The sequence below is a fragment of the Planococcus chinensis genome (assembly GCF_020071995.1).
In the GTDB taxonomy this organism is placed as follows: Bacteria; Bacillota; Bacilli; order Bacillales_A; family Planococcaceae; genus Planococcus; species Planococcus chinensis_A.
The window spans coordinates 374979-393435 of the sequence record NZ_JABWTK010000003.1; the positions used below are offsets into that span (position 1 = coordinate 374979).

At 46.4% G+C, this 18457-nt stretch carries 20 protein-coding genes; 17 read left to right on the forward strand and 3 right to left on the reverse strand.

Features of this window, described 5'->3' with window-relative positions:
• The first annotated feature begins 12 nt into the window (after positions 1–12).
• Together HU147_RS07425 and HU147_RS07430 are read left to right on the forward strand one after the other, a co-directional pair.
• Positions 13–1308 (forward strand): MFS transporter, encoded by a 1296-nt coding sequence (locus tag HU147_RS07425; RefSeq protein ID WP_224075642.1) that lies wholly within the window; start codon positions 13–15, stop codon positions 1306–1308.
• A gap of 118 nt (positions 1309–1426) precedes the next feature.
• A complete protein-coding gene (locus HU147_RS07430) occupies positions 1427–2284 on the forward strand; it encodes an SDR family oxidoreductase (protein ID WP_224075643.1) in 858 nt (285 codons plus the stop codon).
• A gap of 21 nt (positions 2285–2305) precedes the next feature.
• On the opposite strand, the gene HU147_RS07435 is transcribed toward HU147_RS07430, so the two are convergent.
• Positions 2306–3487 (reverse strand): MFS transporter, encoded by a 1182-nt coding sequence (locus HU147_RS07435; RefSeq protein WP_224075644.1) that lies wholly within the window; start codon positions 3485–3487, stop codon positions 2306–2308.
• 320 nt (positions 3488–3807) lie between these two features.
• Between HU147_RS07435 and HU147_RS19405 the strand changes: the two genes are divergently transcribed.
• Complete coding sequence (locus HU147_RS19405; RefSeq protein ID WP_263427764.1) at positions 3808–3939, forward strand: Lmo0850 family protein; 132 nt, start codon at positions 3808–3810, stop codon at positions 3937–3939.
• A 39-nt stretch (positions 3940–3978) separates the two neighbouring features.
• Here the strand turns inward: HU147_RS19405 and HU147_RS07440 are convergent, their stop codons facing one another.
• Positions 3979–5166, reverse strand: a complete 1188-nt coding sequence (locus HU147_RS07440) for an FtsW/RodA/SpoVE family cell cycle protein (protein WP_224075645.1) — start codon at positions 5164–5166, stop codon at positions 3979–3981.
• A 162-nt stretch (positions 5167–5328) separates the two neighbouring features.
• Between HU147_RS07440 and HU147_RS07445 the strand changes: the two genes are divergently transcribed.
• The 7 genes from HU147_RS07445 (at position 5329) to HU147_RS07475 (ending at position 13682) form a co-directional block, all read left to right on the forward strand.
• Positions 5329–6099, forward strand: coding sequence for a hypothetical protein (locus tag HU147_RS07445; RefSeq protein ID WP_224075646.1), 771 nt, complete (start codon positions 5329–5331; stop codon positions 6097–6099).
• Positions 6100–6295: 196 nt separating this feature from the next.
• On the forward strand, positions 6296–7366 hold the full coding sequence (locus tag HU147_RS07450; protein WP_224075647.1) for a D-alanine--D-alanine ligase: 1071 nt from the start codon (positions 6296–6298) through the stop codon (positions 7364–7366).
• A 13-nt stretch (positions 7367–7379) separates the two neighbouring features.
• Positions 7380–8738: a UDP-N-acetylmuramoyl-tripeptide--D-alanyl-D-alanine ligase gene (locus HU147_RS07455; protein ID WP_224075648.1), complete on the forward strand. Its 1359-nt coding sequence runs from the start codon at positions 7380–7382 to the stop codon at positions 8736–8738.
• A 140-nt stretch (positions 8739–8878) separates the two neighbouring features.
• Positions 8879–9577, forward strand: coding sequence for an alpha/beta hydrolase (locus HU147_RS07460; RefSeq protein ID WP_224075649.1), 699 nt, complete (start codon positions 8879–8881; stop codon positions 9575–9577).
• Positions 9578–9912: 335 nt separating this feature from the next.
• On the forward strand, positions 9913–11418 hold the full coding sequence (locus HU147_RS07465) for a DEAD/DEAH box helicase (RefSeq protein WP_224075650.1): 1506 nt from the start codon (positions 9913–9915) through the stop codon (positions 11416–11418).
• A 244-nt stretch (positions 11419–11662) separates the two neighbouring features.
• Entirely contained in the window at positions 11663–12142 is a 480-nt protein-coding gene (locus HU147_RS07470) for a PH domain-containing protein (protein ID WP_224075651.1), read from the forward strand.
• On the forward strand, positions 12135–13682 hold the full coding sequence (locus HU147_RS07475; RefSeq protein ID WP_224075652.1) for a PH domain-containing protein: 1548 nt from the start codon (positions 12135–12137) through the stop codon (positions 13680–13682). Before HU147_RS07470 ends, HU147_RS07475 begins: the two co-directional genes overlap by 8 nt.
• 94 nt (positions 13683–13776) lie before the next feature.
• On the opposite strand, the gene HU147_RS07480 is transcribed toward HU147_RS07475, so the two are convergent.
• Positions 13777–14385: a rhomboid family intramembrane serine protease gene (locus HU147_RS07480; RefSeq protein WP_224075653.1), complete on the reverse strand. Its 609-nt coding sequence runs from the start codon at positions 14383–14385 to the stop codon at positions 13777–13779.
• Positions 14386–14454: 69 nt separating this feature from the next.
• Between HU147_RS07480 and acpS the strand changes: the two genes are divergently transcribed.
• The 7 genes from acpS to HU147_RS07515 all read left to right on the forward strand — a co-directional run bounded on the left by acpS (position 14455) and on the right by HU147_RS07515 (position 18455).
• Positions 14455–14805 carry a holo-ACP synthase gene (gene acpS, locus HU147_RS07485; RefSeq protein ID WP_224075654.1) on the forward strand — a complete coding sequence of 117 codons (351 nt, stop codon included), beginning with the start codon at positions 14455–14457 and terminating at the stop codon, positions 14803–14805.
• A gap of 20 nt (positions 14806–14825) precedes the next feature.
• Positions 14826–15929, forward strand: coding sequence for an alanine racemase (gene alr / locus HU147_RS07490; RefSeq protein WP_224075655.1), 1104 nt, complete (start codon positions 14826–14828; stop codon positions 15927–15929).
• Positions 15930–16027: 98 nt separating this feature from the next.
• Positions 16028–16312 (forward strand): transcriptional regulator, encoded by a 285-nt coding sequence (locus HU147_RS07495; protein ID WP_036807376.1) that lies wholly within the window; start codon positions 16028–16030, stop codon positions 16310–16312.
• Between the two features lie 4 nt (positions 16313–16316).
• Positions 16317–16667 carry a type II toxin-antitoxin system PemK/MazF family toxin gene (locus HU147_RS07500; RefSeq protein ID WP_036807373.1) on the forward strand — a complete coding sequence of 117 codons (351 nt, stop codon included), beginning with the start codon at positions 16317–16319 and terminating at the stop codon, positions 16665–16667.
• Positions 16668–16861: 194 nt separating this feature from the next.
• A complete protein-coding gene (locus HU147_RS07505; RefSeq protein ID WP_224075656.1) occupies positions 16862–17692 on the forward strand; it encodes an RsbT co-antagonist protein RsbRA in 831 nt (276 codons plus the stop codon).
• Positions 17689–18051, forward strand: coding sequence for an STAS domain-containing protein (locus HU147_RS07510; RefSeq protein ID WP_036807366.1), 363 nt, complete (start codon positions 17689–17691; stop codon positions 18049–18051). The genes HU147_RS07505 and HU147_RS07510 overlap by 4 nt, the downstream gene beginning before the upstream one ends.
• A gap of 2 nt (positions 18052–18053) precedes the next feature.
• Positions 18054–18455: an anti-sigma regulatory factor gene (locus HU147_RS07515; RefSeq protein WP_224075657.1), complete on the forward strand. Its 402-nt coding sequence runs from the start codon at positions 18054–18056 to the stop codon at positions 18453–18455.
• The last annotated feature ends 2 nt before the right edge of the window (positions 18456–18457 follow it).

Genomic DNA, 18457 nt, shown 5'->3' on the forward strand with positions numbered 1-18457 from the left:
GGAGCTGGGAAAATGTCAGAAGCGGCAAAGCTTAAACGGGCAAGTTACCATTTGTACACATTCACGGTCAGTAAATTGATTTCAACTTTTGGCAGCAGTGTTTATGCATTCGGGATTAGCTTATACGTTTTAGCTTTAACCGGATCGGCTGCAAGTTTCGCCATCAATCTCATCAGCAGCATTTTGCCGCGGACGATTTTGGCTCCGCTTGCCGGCTACGCGGCTGATAACTATTCTAAGAAGAAGCTGATCATTATATCGCAGCTGGGCGGCGTTCTTTCGGTTGGCGGGTTGCTGGCATATAGCATGATTGCTGGATTGTCGCTGCCGGCCATTTATGCAGCAACGGCTTTAGTGTCGATTTTCTCCATGTTCAATGGCGTCACATTTTCAGCATCGATCGCAAATTTGATCGATCCAGACCGGATCCAAAAAGCGATGGGATTTAACCAGTCAGCGGTTTCACTTGCTGCAATCGGCGGACCTGTCATCGGAGGCGCTTTGTTCGGGTTTGTTGCCATGAATGTTTTTCTCGTCATTGAAATTGCGGCTTACCTCATCGCGCTTGCCCTTGAAATGACGATGAATTTCCGATTGTATAGCAATGTCGAAGCGAAAACAGCCGAACAGCCAAAGCCGTCGGTGATTCAAGGGATGAAAGAAGGCATCGCTTATTTAAAAGACAACCGGGTCATTATGGTCATTGTAACGACCGCCGTGGGGTTGAATTTCTTTTTCTCCGCACTGATGATCGGCTTGCCGTTTATCGCCATTCAACAATTAAAAGTGGAATCGGTTCATTTTGGCGTAATCGAGGCGATGATTGCAGTCGGCATGCTGGCAGGATCCATTTACTTCTCTGTCCGAAAAGAAGTGAAGTTCCCGTTGCTGTTTTCCAAACGGGCCATTCTGGTAATGTCCGTGCTTCTGGCTGCACTTGGCGTGCCGCTCATCCTCGAATTTTCTTATAATGTGAACGTCGCTTACTTAATTATTCTTATGCTCGCTTTTGGTGCATCGAATGTATGCGTGAATACACCAATTGGCGTCATGATGCAAAAAGATGTTGCTGAAGAATACCGGGGTCGCGTCTTTGGAATTTTGGAATCGATGGCAATGGCGATGATGCCGCTTGGGTATTTGTTATTTGGCTTATTGTACGATGTGGTTCCAGCGGAATACGTGGTTTGGGGAAGCAGCTTATGCCTGGTTATTTTAACGGGGTATATGATCCGGACAAGTGTAATCAAAGCAGCATATCCAGAACTTGGCCATGCTCCAGAGAACATGGTAATCCAAAAACAATAAAAATTTGGCCAGCCGGACTCCAGCTTAGGAGACGGCTGTTTTTCATTTTTCAGGTTTAGCTATTCTTCTGAAGGGAAAAATGCCAGAGACATGAAAAAACCAGAGAGGATGAAGCAAAATGGAAAAAGACAAACCAGAAAATTTGCCGCCGCAAGAACAGGAACGCCAACCGGGCTTTGAATCTGAAATGACGCCGGAGCCGGATTTCACCGGCAACCTGGCTGGGAAAGCGAAGCGTTTGCCTGGGAAAACAGCATTGATTACCGGCGGGGACAGCGGCATTGGACGCGCAGTGGCCGTGGCTTTTGCAAAAGAAGGGGCGGACGTCGCCATCGCCTATCTGGATGAACACGAAGATGCGGAAGAAACGAAGAAACATGTCGAAAAAGAAGGAAGACGCTGCCTTCTGATTGCAGGCGATATCGGTGATGAAGCATTCTGCCAGGAAGCCGTGCAAAAAGTGGTCGATGAATTCGGCAAACTGGACATTCTGGTCAACAATGCAGCCGAGCAGCACCTGCAGGATTCGTTGAAAGACATAACGGCAGAACAATTGGAGCGGACGTTCCGGACAAATGTATTCGGCATGTTCCACGTCACCAAAGCCGCGCTCGACCATTTAAAACCGGGAAGCTCGATTATTAACACCACTTCCATCACGGCTTTCCAAGGGATGCCGACATTGATTGACTATTCTTCTACAAAAGGGGCCATCCTATCGTTCACACGCGCCTTGTCCGGATCCCTTGCAGAACAAGGAATCCGCGTCAATGCTGTGGCGCCTGGCCCAATTTGGACGCCGCTTATTCCGGCATCGTTCCCTGCAGAACAGGTAGAAAGTTTCGGCAAAAATACGCCGCTTGGCCGTGCCGGACAACCGGATGAACTGGCACCGGGCTATGTGTACCTGGCGTCTGACGATTCTTCTTACGTTACCGGGCAAGTTCTGAACATCAATGGGGGGACACCCGTCTAAGATCTAAAAAAAGCAAGCACCTCACAAAGAGGTGCTTGCTTTTTCGTTTGTCTGCAATGTTTTGGCAGAGCTTCTGTAGACGATGATCAACCCAATGCTGAGCAAGGCCAATAGACCCGACAAGTAATAAATCGATCCGGATTGGAGCGTCAGGAGCCAAGTGAAAAACAGCGGTCCGATGATGCGCCCCATATTATCCATGGAATAAGTCATGCCGGCAGCGGTTCCGTATTTCCCGCCGGACTCTTTTGACGTAAGCGACACCAGTACCGTACGGGCTAGGGCGTTGCCGGCTGTAAAAATGCTGAGGGCAATGCCGGCGAAAATCAGGCTGGAAGTGAACGGCAATAAAAACAGTCCGGCCGCTGTAACGATTTGCGCCCCGATGATCCACTTGGTTTCGGTTCCATCTTTGACCCGGCGGACAACGCCGCCCTGGATGGCAGCGTCAACAAACCCGCTGGCCATGAAAAGGTAGCCAAGCTGCAGCGGCGTAATTTCGATCTGGTCGATTTGAAACAGCTGAAATGTCGATTCCAATCCGGCCAATAGGAAAGTCACCGTAAATGAGAACAGGAACAGGTAACGGATGCGGTAGTTCCAAAGCATAGCGGCTCCTTGCGGAAGCAATTTCCGCTTGACCGCTTCACCCGAACGATCCGGTTCTTTTAAGACGATGCTGGCATATACCATCAGTGCGAGCACCAGGATGGCAGATGCAGTAAACGGCAAAGAAAGTGAGACGGCGCCGAGCAGCCCGCCGATTGCCGGACCGAATATAAAACCAAGGCCGATGGACATGCCAAGCAGCCCCATGTATTTATTGCGCTCTTCCGAGGTGGTGATATCCGCAACATATCCGGTTACCGCTGTGTATAGGGCACCGGAGAACAATCCGCCGATGATGCGCGATGCATACAATAAAACCAAATGGTCGAGGAATAAAGAAAATAAAAAGAAGCTCAGGCTGAAACCGGCTAAGCCGGTTAAAATCAGTTTTTTACGGCCGACATTATCAGACAGCCGGCCCCAAAGCGGCGCGGTGAAAAACGAGGCGAGGGCATAAATGGTAATCAGGCCGCCGACGTGGATATCTGCATATCCCTGCTGGACAACAACTTCCGGCAGAACCGGAATAATAATGCCGAACCCTAAGTAAACGAAAAATTGGACAGACATCAACAATAGAATGGTTTTTTTCATGGGAAAACTCCTGCTTTCTAAAAGGCTCTACTTCCATTTTACCTTTGTTCAATAAGAACAACAATCCGGGAAAAGCCAAAAAGCGGTAGAAGCGGTGAAGAAGAATAGCAGTGCGGTAAAAAAATAATGCAACGTAAAACCGCTTCTCAAGAAAGGATTTACAAATTTTTTACTTTGTCATCAAAATGAAAAGTTTAAAGTTCTGAAAAGATGGTATTATATGCATAGACACAGAAAAGTCAACTAATAACCCGTACATACGAAACTGACTGCCATTTTAAACGTCAATAACAGTATGAAAATATAAAGAGGTGATCTGGATGGCGAAAGACGTTGAAGTTCGCAAAATCGTTTCAAATTTATCGAAACTGGGAATCCAAGTAAACATCGCAAAATCTCGTGTAGAATTATTGAAAGCTCTGGCTTTGCCGCAAGCACCGCAAATTCAATAATGAATGCAAAAAAACTCCGACGCCCGGCGTCGGAGTTTTTTAATCGATTTCTTTATCGTTGCCAAACATATAGTTCCGATGATGGAATTTCATGCTGAACACGATGCCGATGGCCAGCATATTTCCGATCAATGAACTTCCTCCGTAGCTGATGAACGGAAGAGGAATCCCAGTGATGGGCAAAAGCTGAATCGTCATGCCGATGTTTTGAAAAACGTGGAACGTAATCATGGCAATGATTCCCGCACAGACATATGTGCTGAAAGTGTCTTTGAACTGAAGGGTGATTCTGGTCAAATGGTAAATCAGCATAAAGAACAGGATAATGACGGCACTGGCTCCGATAAACCCGAAATCCTCGGAAATGACGGTAAAGATAAAGTCCGTGTGGTTTTCAGGAACATACACTTGCCGGCCTTGGTAACCTTTGCCGAACACTTCGCCTGAACCGATGGCGTTCATCGCAGCGATCAAGTTATAGCCGCCTGATTCTGCGTAGGAATACGGATCAAGCCATGTGTATATCCGTTCGAACATATACGGCTTCAAACCGAAGGCGCTTGACAGGAAATCCTGCATGTAAAGAGTCATCCATAAGAGGAGTGATCCAATTATGGCCACGCCGCCGAAACTTGGAGCGATAATTTTCCATGTGATGCCTGAGACAACTGTCAGAGCAAGCGTAATCGCGATAAAGACGAGAGCGGTTCCCAAATCGGGCTGAAGCAGGATAAACCCGAGCGGAATCATCAGACAAAATAGAATTTTTCCCAGTAGAATGAAATCGGTTTTCAAGGTCTTTAGCGGATTGTTTTCATGGTGGGAAGAAATCATCTTGGCCAAAGCCAGTATATAGAAAGTTTTCATGAATTCCGCCGGCTGGATATTGACGAACGGCGTATGGAACCAGGCTTTTGCACCGTTGACAGGTGCGGCAATCTGGCCAGGGCCGTCCGGAGAAACCATTAGCACAATCAGAAGCAAGATGCCCAGTCCGTAAAGGTAATAAGCCATCTTTTTATACTGTTCAGGGTCGAAGTACATCAGTATGCCAATCATACAGATGGAAATAAAATAAAAAAGAGCCTGCCTCGGAACGAAATTCGTCAAATACTGCCCTGACGTTTGTGCAGAGGAAATAGCAATCAAAGAAACGGCGAAAAAGAGAAACAATATAAAAGCGAGCGGCCAATCAATGCGATCGGAAAAGCTCTTGTTAGTATGCATTTGCGTTCACCTGTACTTTTTTAGGATTGAGAGTCGGTTTACATTATAGCGTATTCTCATCGAATGTGCCTATACCAAAAGTAATGACGCAAATAGAGCTAGGATGTTTCATATTTCATGGGAATGGTCGTATAATGTAAAAAGGAGATTGGAGTGGGGGATATGGTCAAAAAACCGTTAAACGCGGATTATTACATACAGCATTTATACATTTACTTAAACGAAGCCGATCAGTTCGCTCTTTTTAGTGGCTTAACCTTCGCTCAATTTTTGAACGCTGTGAAGATGCCCAAAAATCTTCTGTTGCTCAAACATCCATATGAAGATGCATCATTCAATATGCATACTTATATGGAATTTGTTGGACAGGAAGATTTTGTGCAGCTTCGAAAAGCACTGGCTCATAAAAAAAGCGAATTTTGCTGGATCGATTTTAAAAACGAGAAGCAATTAAATTCTTTGACTCCCCAAGAGCAGGCCGAATTGTTGTATATTGGCCATAAAAAAGAAACAGTGCGCCCTCCTTTTTACGCAGACTTGCAAAATGAATTTGTTTATTTATCGAGCGAAGAAGAGCAGACAACTAAAATTTATTTCCGTTATATGGAACGGTTAAATGAACTGGTGGGTAATTACTTTACCCAGCTGATCCGCAAAGAAACGAGCGGCCAAAATTTCTGGCGCCGCAAACCGAAAGATCTGGTGCCGGAAGTGCCGCGGGAAATTTTAGCTTCGTTGAAAAATGATTTCCGTGAAGGGGCTTTGATTTCACTGGCGGATCCGGAGAAAACAAAGAACACAATCGAATTGCATATTCGGTCAGTCGAAGAAATTTCGTTCCTGGACGAATTTTGGTCAGACATCCGGGATTACACGAAACAGGAAGTCACCCGCAAGATCATCTTTGACCGAAAAACGAAGCAATGGAGATAATACCCGGAGACGGGTATTATTTTTTTGTTTGAATGCCTGGGGGGCGAAGCTGAAAGACGGAACTTTTTTGGCCGGCGCCTGGAAAAAATTTTTCGTCTTTCACTGTTCGTGATAAACTAAGCAATATGCAAAAGGAATTTAAGAACATGAAAAGAGCCGAAAAATTCGGAGCTGGACATAAGCGGAGGTTTAACGGATGAAAAAACGTATTGGTTTATTATATGGCGGCAAATCGGCAGAACACGAAGTGTCGCTCTCTACTGCGCTGGCAGTTACAAATGCTTTAAACTTTGAGAAGTATGAAATATATCCGATTTACATTACCCAAGAAGGGGAATGGGTAAAGGGTCCGGTGCTGGAAGGCCCGGCCCAGACGATCGAACAGCTGCAATTGGCGGAAGGTTCGCCGCATCCACATGACATTTCCGGTTTCTTGCCTGAAGAAGCTGAAAAGAGTCTGGAAGTCATTATTCCATTGCTGCACGGACCTAACGGAGAAGACGGCACCGTCCAGGGCTTGCTGGAAGTGATGAATTTGCCGTATGTGGGCAATGGCGTGCTGGCCTCTTCCGCCGGCATGGACAAAGTCGTGATGAAGCAGCTGTTTGAAATAGCCGGTTTAAACCAAACGCCTTATGTGTACTTTATCCGCCGGGAATGGCAGAACGACCAGAGTTTCTGGGTAAATAAAGTGGCGAATGAATTGAAATGGCCGGTTTTTGTGAAACCCGCTAATTTAGGGTCGAGCGTCGGCATCAGCAAAGCGGACAACGAACAGGAACTGATTGCGGCTGTAGAAGAAGCGTTGAAATTCGACCGCAAAATTGTGGTGGAACAAGGCGTGGTAGCCCGCGAAATCGAAATCGGCGTGCTTGGAAACGATGTGCCGGAATGCTCGGTCGCTGGTGAAATCAAGCCCCTTAAAGCGTTTTACGATTACCAGGCGAAATACAAAGACGGCAATACAGCGATGATTATTCCTGCAGAACTGGATGAAGACGTTTATGCCGAGCTTGTCGCTTCAGCGAAAAAAGCATTTAAAGTACTGGATTGTTCAGGCCTTGTCCGCGCCGATTTCTTCGTGACGGCATCAAATGAAATCCTGATCAACGAAGTAAATACTTTGCCAGGTTTTACGCCGTTCAGCATGTTCCCGCTGTTATGGGAAAACACGGGACTGCCTTATCCAGAATTGATTGAACGCCTTATTGCACTAGCCATTGAACGTTACGAAGACAAGCAATTATTGCAAGTAAAAATGGATTGAGTGGAGATACCCGATGAAAAAGAAGATTGAAGAACTGGCCAAATGGCTTGATATAAAAACAAGTTTTAAAGGAATTGAAATCACAGGCGTGTCAATCAACACCCGAACGCTTCAGCCTGGCGATTTGTTCATTCCGTTCCGCGGAGAAAATACCAATGGGCATAAATATGTCCAACAGGCGTTTGAAGCAGGGGCCGCTGCCGCACTTTGGCAGCAGGATGAGCCGAACCCGCCGAAAGATGTGCCGCTGCTGATTGTTGAAGATCCGAAAACGGCGCTTCAGGAAATGGCGAGAGCGTACCGCGATGAACTGTCGACTGTCGTGATTGGCATTACCGGGTCGAACGGCAAGACATCGACAAAAGATTTAGTGGCAAGTGTGTTGAAGCCTTATTTCAAAGTGCAAAAGACACAAGGAAATTACAATAACGAAATTGGCTTGCCTTTGACGATTTTGTCATTGGATGAAGACACGAAGTTCGCAGTTTTGGAAATGGGCATGAGCGGTTTTGGGGAAATCGAATTTTTGTCACTGCTTGCCCGTCCGGATTATGCGGTCATCACCAATATCGGCGAAGCCCATATGCAGGACCTCGGTTCCCGCGAAGGCATTGCCAAAGCGAAATTTGAAATCATAGCCGGTTTGGAAAGCCACGGGAAATTATTCTACGACGGCGATGAGCCATTGCTTCAGCCTTTCGTCGAAGACTTCCCGCAAGCTGTATCGTTCGGCTTTGACAACAATAATGAACTGGCTGTTACGGATATTAAAGCGACTGAAAACGGCAGCAGCTTCCAGGTCAGCGGAATTATTGATGCACCGTTCTCCATTCCGGTTCTCGGCGAACACCAGGTGAAGAATACATTATCCGCCATTTTGATTGCGTTGGAAGCCGGTTTGTCGGAAGAAGACATCCGCAAATCGTTGAAGAATGCAGCCTTGACCGATATGCGCATGCAGATCATTCCGGCCAAAAACGGCGCAACATTTATTAACGATGCTTACAACGCGGCACCTTCTTCAATGAAAGCGGCGCTGAATTTTGTGCGGGAAACAACCATGAAAGAAGACAAATGGCTTGTGCTTGGCGATATGCTGGAACTTGGCGACAACGAACAGGAATACCATGAAGCCATTCAAGCCTCTATTTCGGAAGACATCCACGGTGTTTGCCTGTACGGGCCGCGCATGAAATGGCTTTATGAGAAAATGAAAGACACTTACCAAGGGCAATTGATCTGGAGCGAAAGTGATTATGCGCCAATCGTTCAATTTTTGGAAGAGCGCATTACAGCGGATTCACTGATCCTTGTTAAAGGATCCCGCGGTATGGCACTTGAACGGGTTGTTGAACCTTTTATCGAAAGTTAACAAACAGCGGGGGATTTTGCCCCCGCTGTTTTAAATTATCCGGAAAATCAATTTTGCCAGATTCAAGAAGCCGGATTTAATATAGAAGACAAAGCTTCGAAAGTCAGAGGCATGATCTTAAAGGAAAGTAGGAGAGCCGCTTGAAGACAGGGGTTTTGTGCATTCACGGGTATACCGGCGGTCCTTATGAAGTGGAGCCGTTTGCCGAGTTTATTGAAAAGCATACGGATTGGATTGTGAAAGTGCCGACGCTTCCGGGGCACGGCAGAGAGTTGAACTTGCGGGGGACAAAAGCCGAACATTGGATGATGGCTGCGGAGATTGCGCTGCGGGAATTGAAGAGAGAAACGGACCGGGTCATTATTGTCGGCTTTTCAATGGGCGGCTTGATCGCTATGTATCTGGCCCTGCGTTATAAAGTGGACCGGCTGGTACTGCTGAGTGCAGCTGCCAAGTATATCAGTGCGGCACAGCTTCTAGCAGAGATGAGAGAGACGATGGCAGATGCCGTGAAAAGGCAATTAAAAAACAATGAGTTTTTTCAGCAGTACAAATACAAATTGACGCATACGCCTCCGGGATCAACAGCGGAATTTTTAAAAGTGGTCAAAATGGTGGAACCGCATTATCAGCAAATCAAAGTGCCGGCTATCATTGTACAAGGAAGAAAAGACGGCATCGTCCCGGTTTCTGCTGCTGAGCATATTTATGACAACATCGGTTCTGAAGAAAAGCACATCATCCATTCCGATTCCGGCAAGCATTTAATCTGTTACAGCGACGATTGCGAAGATTGGTTTATGCAAGTCCTTGGATTCATGAAGAAGGGCGAAGAGTAAACTGATTATTAGAACCTTTGCGTATTGATTGCAAGTACTTGGAAATCGTGCTATTCTAATGAAAGCAATGGATACATTTTTGAGACACTCTTCCCTGTGAAGAGTATTTTTTTGAGCAAAACGGTTTGTTCTACTTATTGGGCATGAAAAAACCCGCCGATCAGACCGCTCGGCAACGCCCGAGCTTTTTCTGTTCACACATCCCCTCTGACTTAAAACTACAGAGTATGATTTTCGACGTGAAACTTCCTCATAAAGGCTCGACTTTGTCACGATTTCATCTAAAATGTACACCATTTGTAAATAAGATGAAGACAAAAGGAGATTGAAAAAATTTGGTAAAATTTTCAGAGTTAAATATTAGCGAAACAACTTTAAAGTCCGTACGACGCATGGGGTTTGAAGAAGCAACACCAATCCAGGAAGGTACGATCCGTCTTGGCATGGAAGGCAAGGACATTATCGGGCAAGCACAGACTGGTACTGGTAAAACAACTGCTTTCGGTATTCCGTTGATTGAAAAAATCGACACTAAAGATGGCAACGTCCAAGGTTTAGTTATCGCACCGACACGCGAATTGGCTATCCAAGTTTCTGAAGAACTTTACAGACTGGGCCAAGATAAAAACGTGCGCATCCTTTCAGTATACGGTGGCCAAGAAATTAGCCGTCAAATCCGTGCACTTAAAAACCGCCCACAAATTATCGTTGGTACACCTGGACGTCTTTTGGATCATATCAACCGCCGTACGCTTAAATTGGACAATGTAAACACATTGATCCTTGACGAAGCGGACGAAATGTTGAACATGGGCTTCATCGAAGACATTCAAACAATTATGTCAAGCGTTCCAGAAGAGCGCCAGACTTTGTTGTTCTCAGCAACTATGCCGGATGCAATCCGCCGCATTGCAGAGAAATTCATGAAGACTCCAGAAATCGTTAAAATCAAGTCAAAAGAAATGACTGTTGAAAACATCGAGCAGTTCTACGTTAAATCGGTAGAACGCGAAAAATTCGACATTCTTTCACGCCTAATCAACGTTCAACAACCGGAACTTGCAATCATTTTTGGTCGCACAAAACGCCGGGTGGACGAATTGGCAAAAGCTTTGAATATCCGCGGCTATGTAGCTGAAGGAATTCACGGTGACCTTAGCCAAGCAAAACGTATGTCTGTATTGAAGCAATTCAAAGCAGGCAAAGTAGACATTTTGGTTGCAACTGACGTAGCAGCTCGCGGACTTGATATCTCAGGTGTATCACATGTATACAACTTTGATATTCCACAAGATCCTGAAAGCTATGTTCACCGTATCGGCCGTACTGGCCGTGCAGGTAAAAAAGGAGTCGCAGTCACGTTCGTAACACCACGTGAAATGGGCTACTTGAGCATCGTTGAACGCACAACTAAGAAAAAAATGGAAGCTTTAATCCCACCAACTGCTGACGAGGCTGTATTAGGCCAAAAACGCGTTGCGATGGAACAATTGCAAGAAATGACTGAGAAAAACAACTTGGGCGACTACCGTACATTTGCGGCAGAAATGCTTGAGAAGTTCGATGCAGTTGACTTGATTGCAGCAGCTCTTAAAACATTGACGAAAGAGCCGGAAGATGTACCGGTTTCTATCTCTGAAGAACGCCCATTGCCATCCCGCGGAGGCGGCGGCTATAAAGGCAAAGGCGGACGCAGCAGTGGAGGCGGCGGTTATAAAGGCAGCCGTTCTACTGGATCAGGCCGTCCATCTTCAAGCCGTTCAGGTTCAGGCGCTGGACGTCGTCGCGAAGGCGGCAGCGGTGCAGGCCGTCCAGGACGCACTCGCCGTCACGAAGGGTAAGAAAAGCGGAAGCGCCTGTTCAGCCCCGACAGGCTTAAGACCTCGAGGGGCTAGGCGCTGCAGCTAGACAATAAGAAAAGCGGAAGCACCTATCTAGGCACTACCATATAAAAGGCGGATACGAAACAGGAAACTGTTTTCGTATCCGCCTTTTTTGCGTAGCGGTTCTCAGGTACAATGAGAGTGAAACCCATCACGTTTAAAATCGTATACTAAAGCAAGACACGCGAATGGAGAGAAGTGCATGGAGCATCAACCGAAAAATCAGATTTCCAGAAAAGGGTTAACAGTTTGGCGATTGTATGGAATGATTCAAACGTCTATCATTGCAGTCCTTGTCATCGGAGCAGGAGTGCTCACGTACTTTTTCGACTGGCCACAGTGGCTTTATGCCGTTTATGGGTTAATCGTCGTGGCATATGGTATTTTATTCATTTATTTATTTCCAAAAATCCGCTGGGAGCGCTGGCGCTACGAAGTGCGCGAACAGGAAATTGAATTGCAGCACGGCTTATTTATTGTGAAGCGGACATTGGTGCCGATGGTAAGAGTTCAACATGTCGATACCGAGCAAGGTCCGATTTTGAGAAAATACGACCTGGCCGAAATTTCAATCTCGACGGCCGCGACTACGCATACCATTCCAGCTTTAATTACTGAGGAAGCGGATGAGCTGAGAGCGAGAATTTCTGTGCTGGCAAGGGTGGCGGAAGATGATGTCTGAAACCTATTATAAATTGCATCCTATCTCGGCGCTGATCAACTTTGTCAAAGGGCTAAAAGAACTGATCGTTCCGTTTCTGGTCGTATTCGGCGTTAATCTTTTCCGTGACGGCGGCCTCAGTGCGATGTTCAATCAAGGCTGGCAAGGGCTGATTCCGGTGATCATTGGATCAGTTGTTTTGATATTTGTGCTGATTGCCGGAATCATTAAATGGAAACGGTTTGTGTACTGGTTCGAAGACGGCGAACTGCGGATTGAATACGGATTGTTCGTCAAGAAAAAGCGTTATATTCCTTTTGACCGTATTCAAAGCCTCAATTATACGGAAGGAATTTTTCACCGGCCGCTTGGATTGGTGAAAGTGAAAGTGGAAACAGCCGGATCCGGAAAAGTCGGGCAAGCCGAAGCGGAATTGACCGCTATCTCCCGGGAAGATGCAGACCGGATTGAGCAGAAAATGGAAGAAGCGAAACGCGGCGTCCAGCGGGAAATGGCGGTCGAATTGGATAGGGCTGCGGTGGAAGAGCAGGTTGTGGAAGAAAAGAAACCTGCTAAGACGCTGTACCGGATGACGATGAAAGAGCTTTTGGTGCTTGCGACAACCTCCGGCGGAATCGGAGTGGTGCTGTCAGCCGCCGCTGTTTTTCTGTCCCAGTTTTCCGAATTGATTCCTTATGATGCAATTTATGAGGAAGTCATGCTGTTTCTCCGTTTTGGTTATTTGATTGTGGCCCTGACTATTTTTTTCGCCTTGTTGATTGCGTGGGTGATTTCTGTCGTATTGGCCATTTTTGCGAACTATCAATTCACCATCCAAACGGATGAAGACCATATCTACCTGACCAGAGGATTGCTGGAGAAAAAGAAAGTATCGGTTCCGTTCAAACGGGTGCAGGGCATTAAGATTTCACAAAACCCTTTACGCGAATTATTCGGTTATGCCACGGTGACTGTGGAAAGCGCCGGCGGATCCATCGGGGATAAAGATGAAAAAATCCGCTTGTTCCCGCTGGTGAAAAAATCAACGATGCTGCCGGTCCTGCAGGAATTATTTCCGGACATGGACTGGCAACCGTCCATGGCAAAAGCGCCAAAACGCAGCGTTCACTTTTACTATCGCCTGGACTTTCTTTGGATGGTGCCAACTGTTGCGGCAATTGGCTACTATTTTTATCCGTACGGCCTGTTCGCATTGCTGATTGTTCCGGTTATTGTCCTATTGGGCATCTGGCAGCACAGAACAGCTGGCTATGCTTTAGCCAATCGGCAATTGACGATGCAGTTCCGGGGGATCAGCAAGCACACTTTCTTTATGATGAAGAGAAGGGTGCAGGCAATCGATGTGACCCAAAGCTATTTTCAGCGCCGGAAAGGTTTGGCATCCATTCAATCGACGATTAAATCGGGGATGATGGGGGCGACGGCACGGATCGAGCATATGGAAAAAGACGATGCCAGCCGTATTCTGGCTTGGTATGAACCATCTGATCAAAGAGCCGCCAATGCAGAAAAAAGTCAGCCGGAGTTATATTCCGGCTGACTTTTTAGCTTGTAGACAAGGGGTGAATTAGGTGTATCGTTGTTTAGACTTCAGCGTTTGTCGGGCCTAAACAGGTGTTTCCGCTTTTCTTTACTTATCTTTTCTTTTTCCAGCTGACAATCCGTTTCGGATGGAAATAGCTTAACCCGATCAGGAAACCGGCAATGAGTCCGGCGATATGCGCAGTGGCGTTGACGTTTGGCGTCAGGAAAGTCATGATTATACTGATGACGATAATTGGGAGTATAATTTGTCTAAGCTGAGGCAGCGCCCTGCGCCCGTAATACAGAAGGGCTCCAAATGCTCCGAAAATGCCGAAGATTGCTCCACTCGCGCCCACATGCAGGTAGTCCAGTGGCTGCAGCAAATAAGTGGCAAGAGTTCCGACGAATCCGGCTACTGCATAAATGGTGATAAACCGGACTTTTCCGGTCAGCCTTTCCAGCTCGGGGCCGAATAGGAACAATGAGAACATATTGAATAGCAAATGCATGATGCCGCCGTGCAGGAACATCGGCGTGAAAAGCCTCCACCATTCTCCGTTGGCAATCATCGCATTAGAGCCAACGCCGTAATAAAAGATTCGGCTGCCTAGAATAGGCACCCATGTGAGAACGTGCACCAACAGATTAAGTGCAATCAAAGTTGACACAACTGGATACAAACGCAGATACTGTTTGAAACTTTCTGTGCGAATAAACATTTTGTCACCTCGATTTCATTACCAATTATTATACCTTCTTAGTGTTTGCGATTGAAAGGAGAAACAATTATGATTACTGGAATCGGTTTGGATATTGTGGAATTGCACCGGATCCGGCGGCTTGACGACAGGTCTTCCAAATTCCGTGAACGCATCTTGACGGAACGGGAACTTTCCGAATACGCTGGGTTATCCGACAGGCGGAAAGTAGAGTTTCTTGCTGGCCGTTTTGCCGCGAAAGAAGCTTTTGCCAAAGCCAACGGCACCGGAATCGGGGAGTTGTGTTCATTTGCCGATATTGAAATCCAAAAAGATGAAAAGGGCAAGCCGAGCATTTATTTCCGCCAGCAGGAAATTGGCTTTGTTTCCATTACTCATACAAAAGAGTACGCTGCTGCGCAAGTTGTTTTACAATCTTAAAAAGTAAGTGGGGATATGACATGACAGAAAACTACAGACCGACAAAAGCGGTCATAGATTTGGGTGCGATCGAAAAAAACTTGGCCGCTTTCAAAGAACGCAGCCAAGGGGCTGAATTGATCGCCGTGGTAAAAGCGGATGCTTATGGACATGGAGCCGTTGAAGTTGCCCGGCGTGCGGTGGAATGCGGCGTGGATTTTCTTGCAGTGGCCACTCCGGATGAAGCGTTATACCTCCGGAACCAGGGTTTCCAAACAGAAATTCTGGTGCTTGGCGCGACACCGGCATCATTCCTGCCAGTAGCGCAAAAAGAAGAAATTGCGGTAGCCGCTATTTCACTAGAATGGCTCCAAATGGCAGCAGCTTCTGTGGAAGCTGATCTTCCCCCTTTGAAAATCCATCTGAAAGTCGATACCGGCATGCGGCGGGTAGGGGTTCTGACAGAAGAGGCGCCAAAAGCCATTGAGTTTATCCGCCAGCATCCATTTGAATTCACCGGCATTTTTACTCATTTTGCTACAGCAGACGAGGAGTCGGGAGAATTATTTCAACGCCAAGTTCGTGAAATGAAGAGTGTCATCGATCACTTGGATGACCCCCAAGTCCTGGTCCATGTATCCAATAGTGCAGCGGCCATCATGCATCCCGAACTGGCTTATGGGGCCGTTCGCGTCGGCATTTCGATGTACGGCATTGCACCGTCGCCTTATATAGAAGACAGAATGCCATTCAAATTGCTTCCGGCCCTCAGCCTTGAAACAGAAGTGGTCCACGTGAAAAAAGTGAAGGCCGGGGAAACCTTGAGCTATGGAGCGACTTACCGCAGCGAAAAAGACGAATGGATTGCAACGCTCCCGATCGGCTATGCGGATGGCATGCTGCGCGGGCTTCAAGGGCAGGATGTCTTGGTTCGCGGAGAGCGGATGCCGATTGTCGGCCGCATCTGCATGGATCAATGCATGATCCGTTTAAATGAACAAGTTCCAGTTGGTGAAAAAGTGCAGCTCATCGGCAAACAGGGAGAAGGGTTGGTCCGAATTGACGAGTGGGCTGAGAAACTTGGGACCATCCCCTATGAAATCCCATGCATATTGACAAAAAGAATCCCTCGAATGTACCATTAAAAGCTCCGATTGCCAAAAGAACCTTTTCACGACAGCACTTCGATGTTAAGATGAAAGGGTGAGCCAGAGAAAGAACGGTATTTTTGGAGGTGTCGGCTGTGTACGAGAGGTCAAAGACAAAGAAAGTGGTAGTAAAACTGCCAAAACAACTGTTATCAGAGTTGACTACTCATTCAGATGAACTCATTCAAGAGCGCGGAGACTATGTTTATGTGTCTACGCAGCGGGTAATAAAAAATGTATACGATTCACATCATATTCGAGAAGCAATGATCAAGGGCTACGTGGAGATGTCACAAATCAATTTATCAATCGCTTGTGAATGTTCTCATGCCGAGTACGAAGCGGAGCACACGACCGTGCGACTTGTAAGCGGAGGGTGACAATTTGATTGTAAAACGTGGTGACGTTTTTTTTGCAGAACTTTCACCAGTTGTCGGGTCTGAGCAAGGCGGGACCCGCCCTGTATTGGTGATACAAAATGATATAGGAAATCGGTTCAGTCCAACCGTTATCATTGCAGCAATTACTGCGCAGATCCAAAAAGCGAAATTGCCGACTCACGTTGAAATCAATGCGAAAAAGTATGGTTTTGAACGTGATTCGGTCATCTTGCTTGAGCAGTTGCGGACAATTGATAAATCACGTTTGACTGACAAAATTACCCAGCTTGACGATGAGTTGATGGAAAAAGTGGACGAAGCACTTGAAATCAGTGTCGGCCTTGTTAAGTTCTAAGCATACATACTCCTGAAAACATCCGAAGTATCCATTCTTCGGGTGTTTTTTTATTGGGTGAACGAGAAACTCGGGAGATAGCTGACAAAATAGATGTGAAAAAAATAGTTTTCCGATACAATAAAAGATAGAGTATATAAAAACCAATAGGAAGCAAGTGTTATATAGTGATTCAGGGAGGGTTCTAGAAACCGATGAATAAGAAAATGGCTGGATACATCCAGGAAAATTCCACGGAGATTATTTCGAAGTGGCAGGAATTGATGAAAAATGAGAAAGATGAACGTTCTTTCCAAGTGATGCCGACCGATTTAATGAATCAGACGAGCAAGGAATTTGCTGATTTGATGGTCTCGAATTTATTGGAAAGCCATCAAGCCTATGAAAATCGGTTAAACGATTTCGCAGAAAAAGTAGTGCGTCTGGGCTGGTCGATCACATTCGTGACAAAAGCGATCAATCATTTTTCAGAAGTGGTATTTGAAGGCATGGAAGAAAAAGGACTCATCACAAAAGACAATTTCCGTGATTTTTATAAAGAATTCAATAATTGGATCATCCCGATCCGGGACAGCACAATTGATACATATTCAAAAACTTGGGAACGGACAGTGAGTCTGCAAAAGATTGCGCTCCAGGAACTTTCTGCGTCGCTTATTCCTGTCTTTGACAAAGTATCGGTTATGCCGCTTGTCGGAACGATTGACACAGAGCGCGCGAAACTTATTATGGAGAACTTGCTTGAAGGCGTGGTAAAACACCGGGCGGAAGTAGTGCTTCTGGATATTACGGGCGTTCCGGTCGTCGATACGATGGTCGCACACCACATTATCCAAGCGGCAGATGCCGTGCGTTTAGTCGGTGCGAAATGCATGCTCGTGGGCATCCGTCCGGAAATTGCGCAAACGATTGTAACGCTTGGCATCAATTTGAACGAATTTACAACTACAAGCACGCTGCAGCGTGGAGTAGAGCAGGCACTGGCATGGACAAATCGCCAAATCGTGGAGGTTGAAGAAGAATGAACTTTCGAATTCCAATTTTAAAGCTGCGGGATACGCTTATCGTATCCATCCAATGGGAACTGGACGATCAAACGGCCATCCAATTTCAAGAGGATTTACTGACGAAGCTGCACGAAACGAGTGCACGCGGAGTTGTCATTGACTTAACATCAATCGATTTTATCGATTCATTTATCGCAAAAGTCCTGGGAGACGTCATCAGCATGTCAAGCCTAATGGGAGCGCGAGTGGTTATTACCGGTATCCAACCAGCAGTGGCTATCACTTTAATCGAATTAGGAATTCGACTTGAAGATGTAATGACAGCACTGGATCTAGAAAATGGCTTGGATAAACTTCAACTGGAATTGGAGGCTTAAATATGAGCAACCAGTCTTCGGTGGAAATATTGACGGAATGGGATATTGTCGCCGCAAGGCAGCTCGGGCGCAATGTGGCGAAAGAGCTGGGCTTTGGCACAGTAGATCAGGCTCGCATTACGACGGCTATCAGCGAGCTTGCCCGAAATATATACCTTTATGCCGGTCAAGGGCGGATTGAAATTCAGCAATTAACGGAAAATGGCGTTAAAGGGATTTTGATCATTGCAGCAGACCAGGGACCTGGAATTCCAGATGTGCGAAAAGTGATGGAAGACGGGTTTTCAACTTCAGGCGGTTTGGGGGCAGGTTTGCCTGGTGTCAAACGGTTAATGGATGAATTTAAAATTGAGACAATCCCGGGTGAAGGGACAGACATTAGAGCTACAAAATGGCTTCGATAGGG

Bases quoted from the DNA above. Each gene is read 5' to 3' on its own strand.
- HU147_RS07435 (WP_224075644.1), bottom strand. From the start codon at position 3,487: ATGAAAAAAACCATTCTATTGTTGATGTCTGTCCAATTTTTCGTTTAC.
- acpS (WP_224075654.1), top strand. From the start codon at position 14,455: ATGATTACTGGAATCGGTTTGGATATTGTGGAATTGCACCGGATCCGG.
- HU147_RS07440 (WP_224075645.1), bottom strand. From the start codon at position 5,166: ATGCATACTAACAAGAGCTTTTCCGATCGCATTGATTGGCCGCTCGCT.
- HU147_RS07510 (WP_036807366.1), top strand. From the start codon at position 17,689: ATGAACTTTCGAATTCCAATTTTAAAGCTGCGGGATACGCTTATCGTA.
- HU147_RS07505 (WP_224075656.1), top strand. From the start codon at position 16,862: ATGAATAAGAAAATGGCTGGATACATCCAGGAAAATTCCACGGAGATT.
- HU147_RS07445 (WP_224075646.1), top strand. From the start codon at position 5,329: ATGGTCAAAAAACCGTTAAACGCGGATTATTACATACAGCATTTATAC.
- HU147_RS07430 (WP_224075643.1), top strand. From the start codon at position 1,427: ATGGAAAAAGACAAACCAGAAAATTTGCCGCCGCAAGAACAGGAACGC.
- HU147_RS07475 (WP_224075652.1), top strand. From the start codon at position 12,135: ATGTCTGAAACCTATTATAAATTGCATCCTATCTCGGCGCTGATCAAC.
- HU147_RS07425 (WP_224075642.1), top strand. From the start codon at position 13: ATGTCAGAAGCGGCAAAGCTTAAACGGGCAAGTTACCATTTGTACACA.
- HU147_RS07470 (WP_224075651.1), top strand. From the start codon at position 11,663: ATGGAGCATCAACCGAAAAATCAGATTTCCAGAAAAGGGTTAACAGTT.
- alr (WP_224075655.1), top strand. From the start codon at position 14,826: ATGACAGAAAACTACAGACCGACAAAAGCGGTCATAGATTTGGGTGCG.
- HU147_RS07515 (WP_224075657.1), top strand. From the start codon at position 18,054: ATGAGCAACCAGTCTTCGGTGGAAATATTGACGGAATGGGATATTGTC.
- HU147_RS19405 (WP_263427764.1), top strand. From the start codon at position 3,808: ATGGCGAAAGACGTTGAAGTTCGCAAAATCGTTTCAAATTTATCGAAA.
- HU147_RS07455 (WP_224075648.1), top strand. From the start codon at position 7,380: ATGAAAAAGAAGATTGAAGAACTGGCCAAATGGCTTGATATAAAAACA.
- HU147_RS07450 (WP_224075647.1), top strand. From the start codon at position 6,296: ATGAAAAAACGTATTGGTTTATTATATGGCGGCAAATCGGCAGAACAC.
- HU147_RS07480 (WP_224075653.1), bottom strand. From the start codon at position 14,385: ATGTTTATTCGCACAGAAAGTTTCAAACAGTATCTGCGTTTGTATCCA.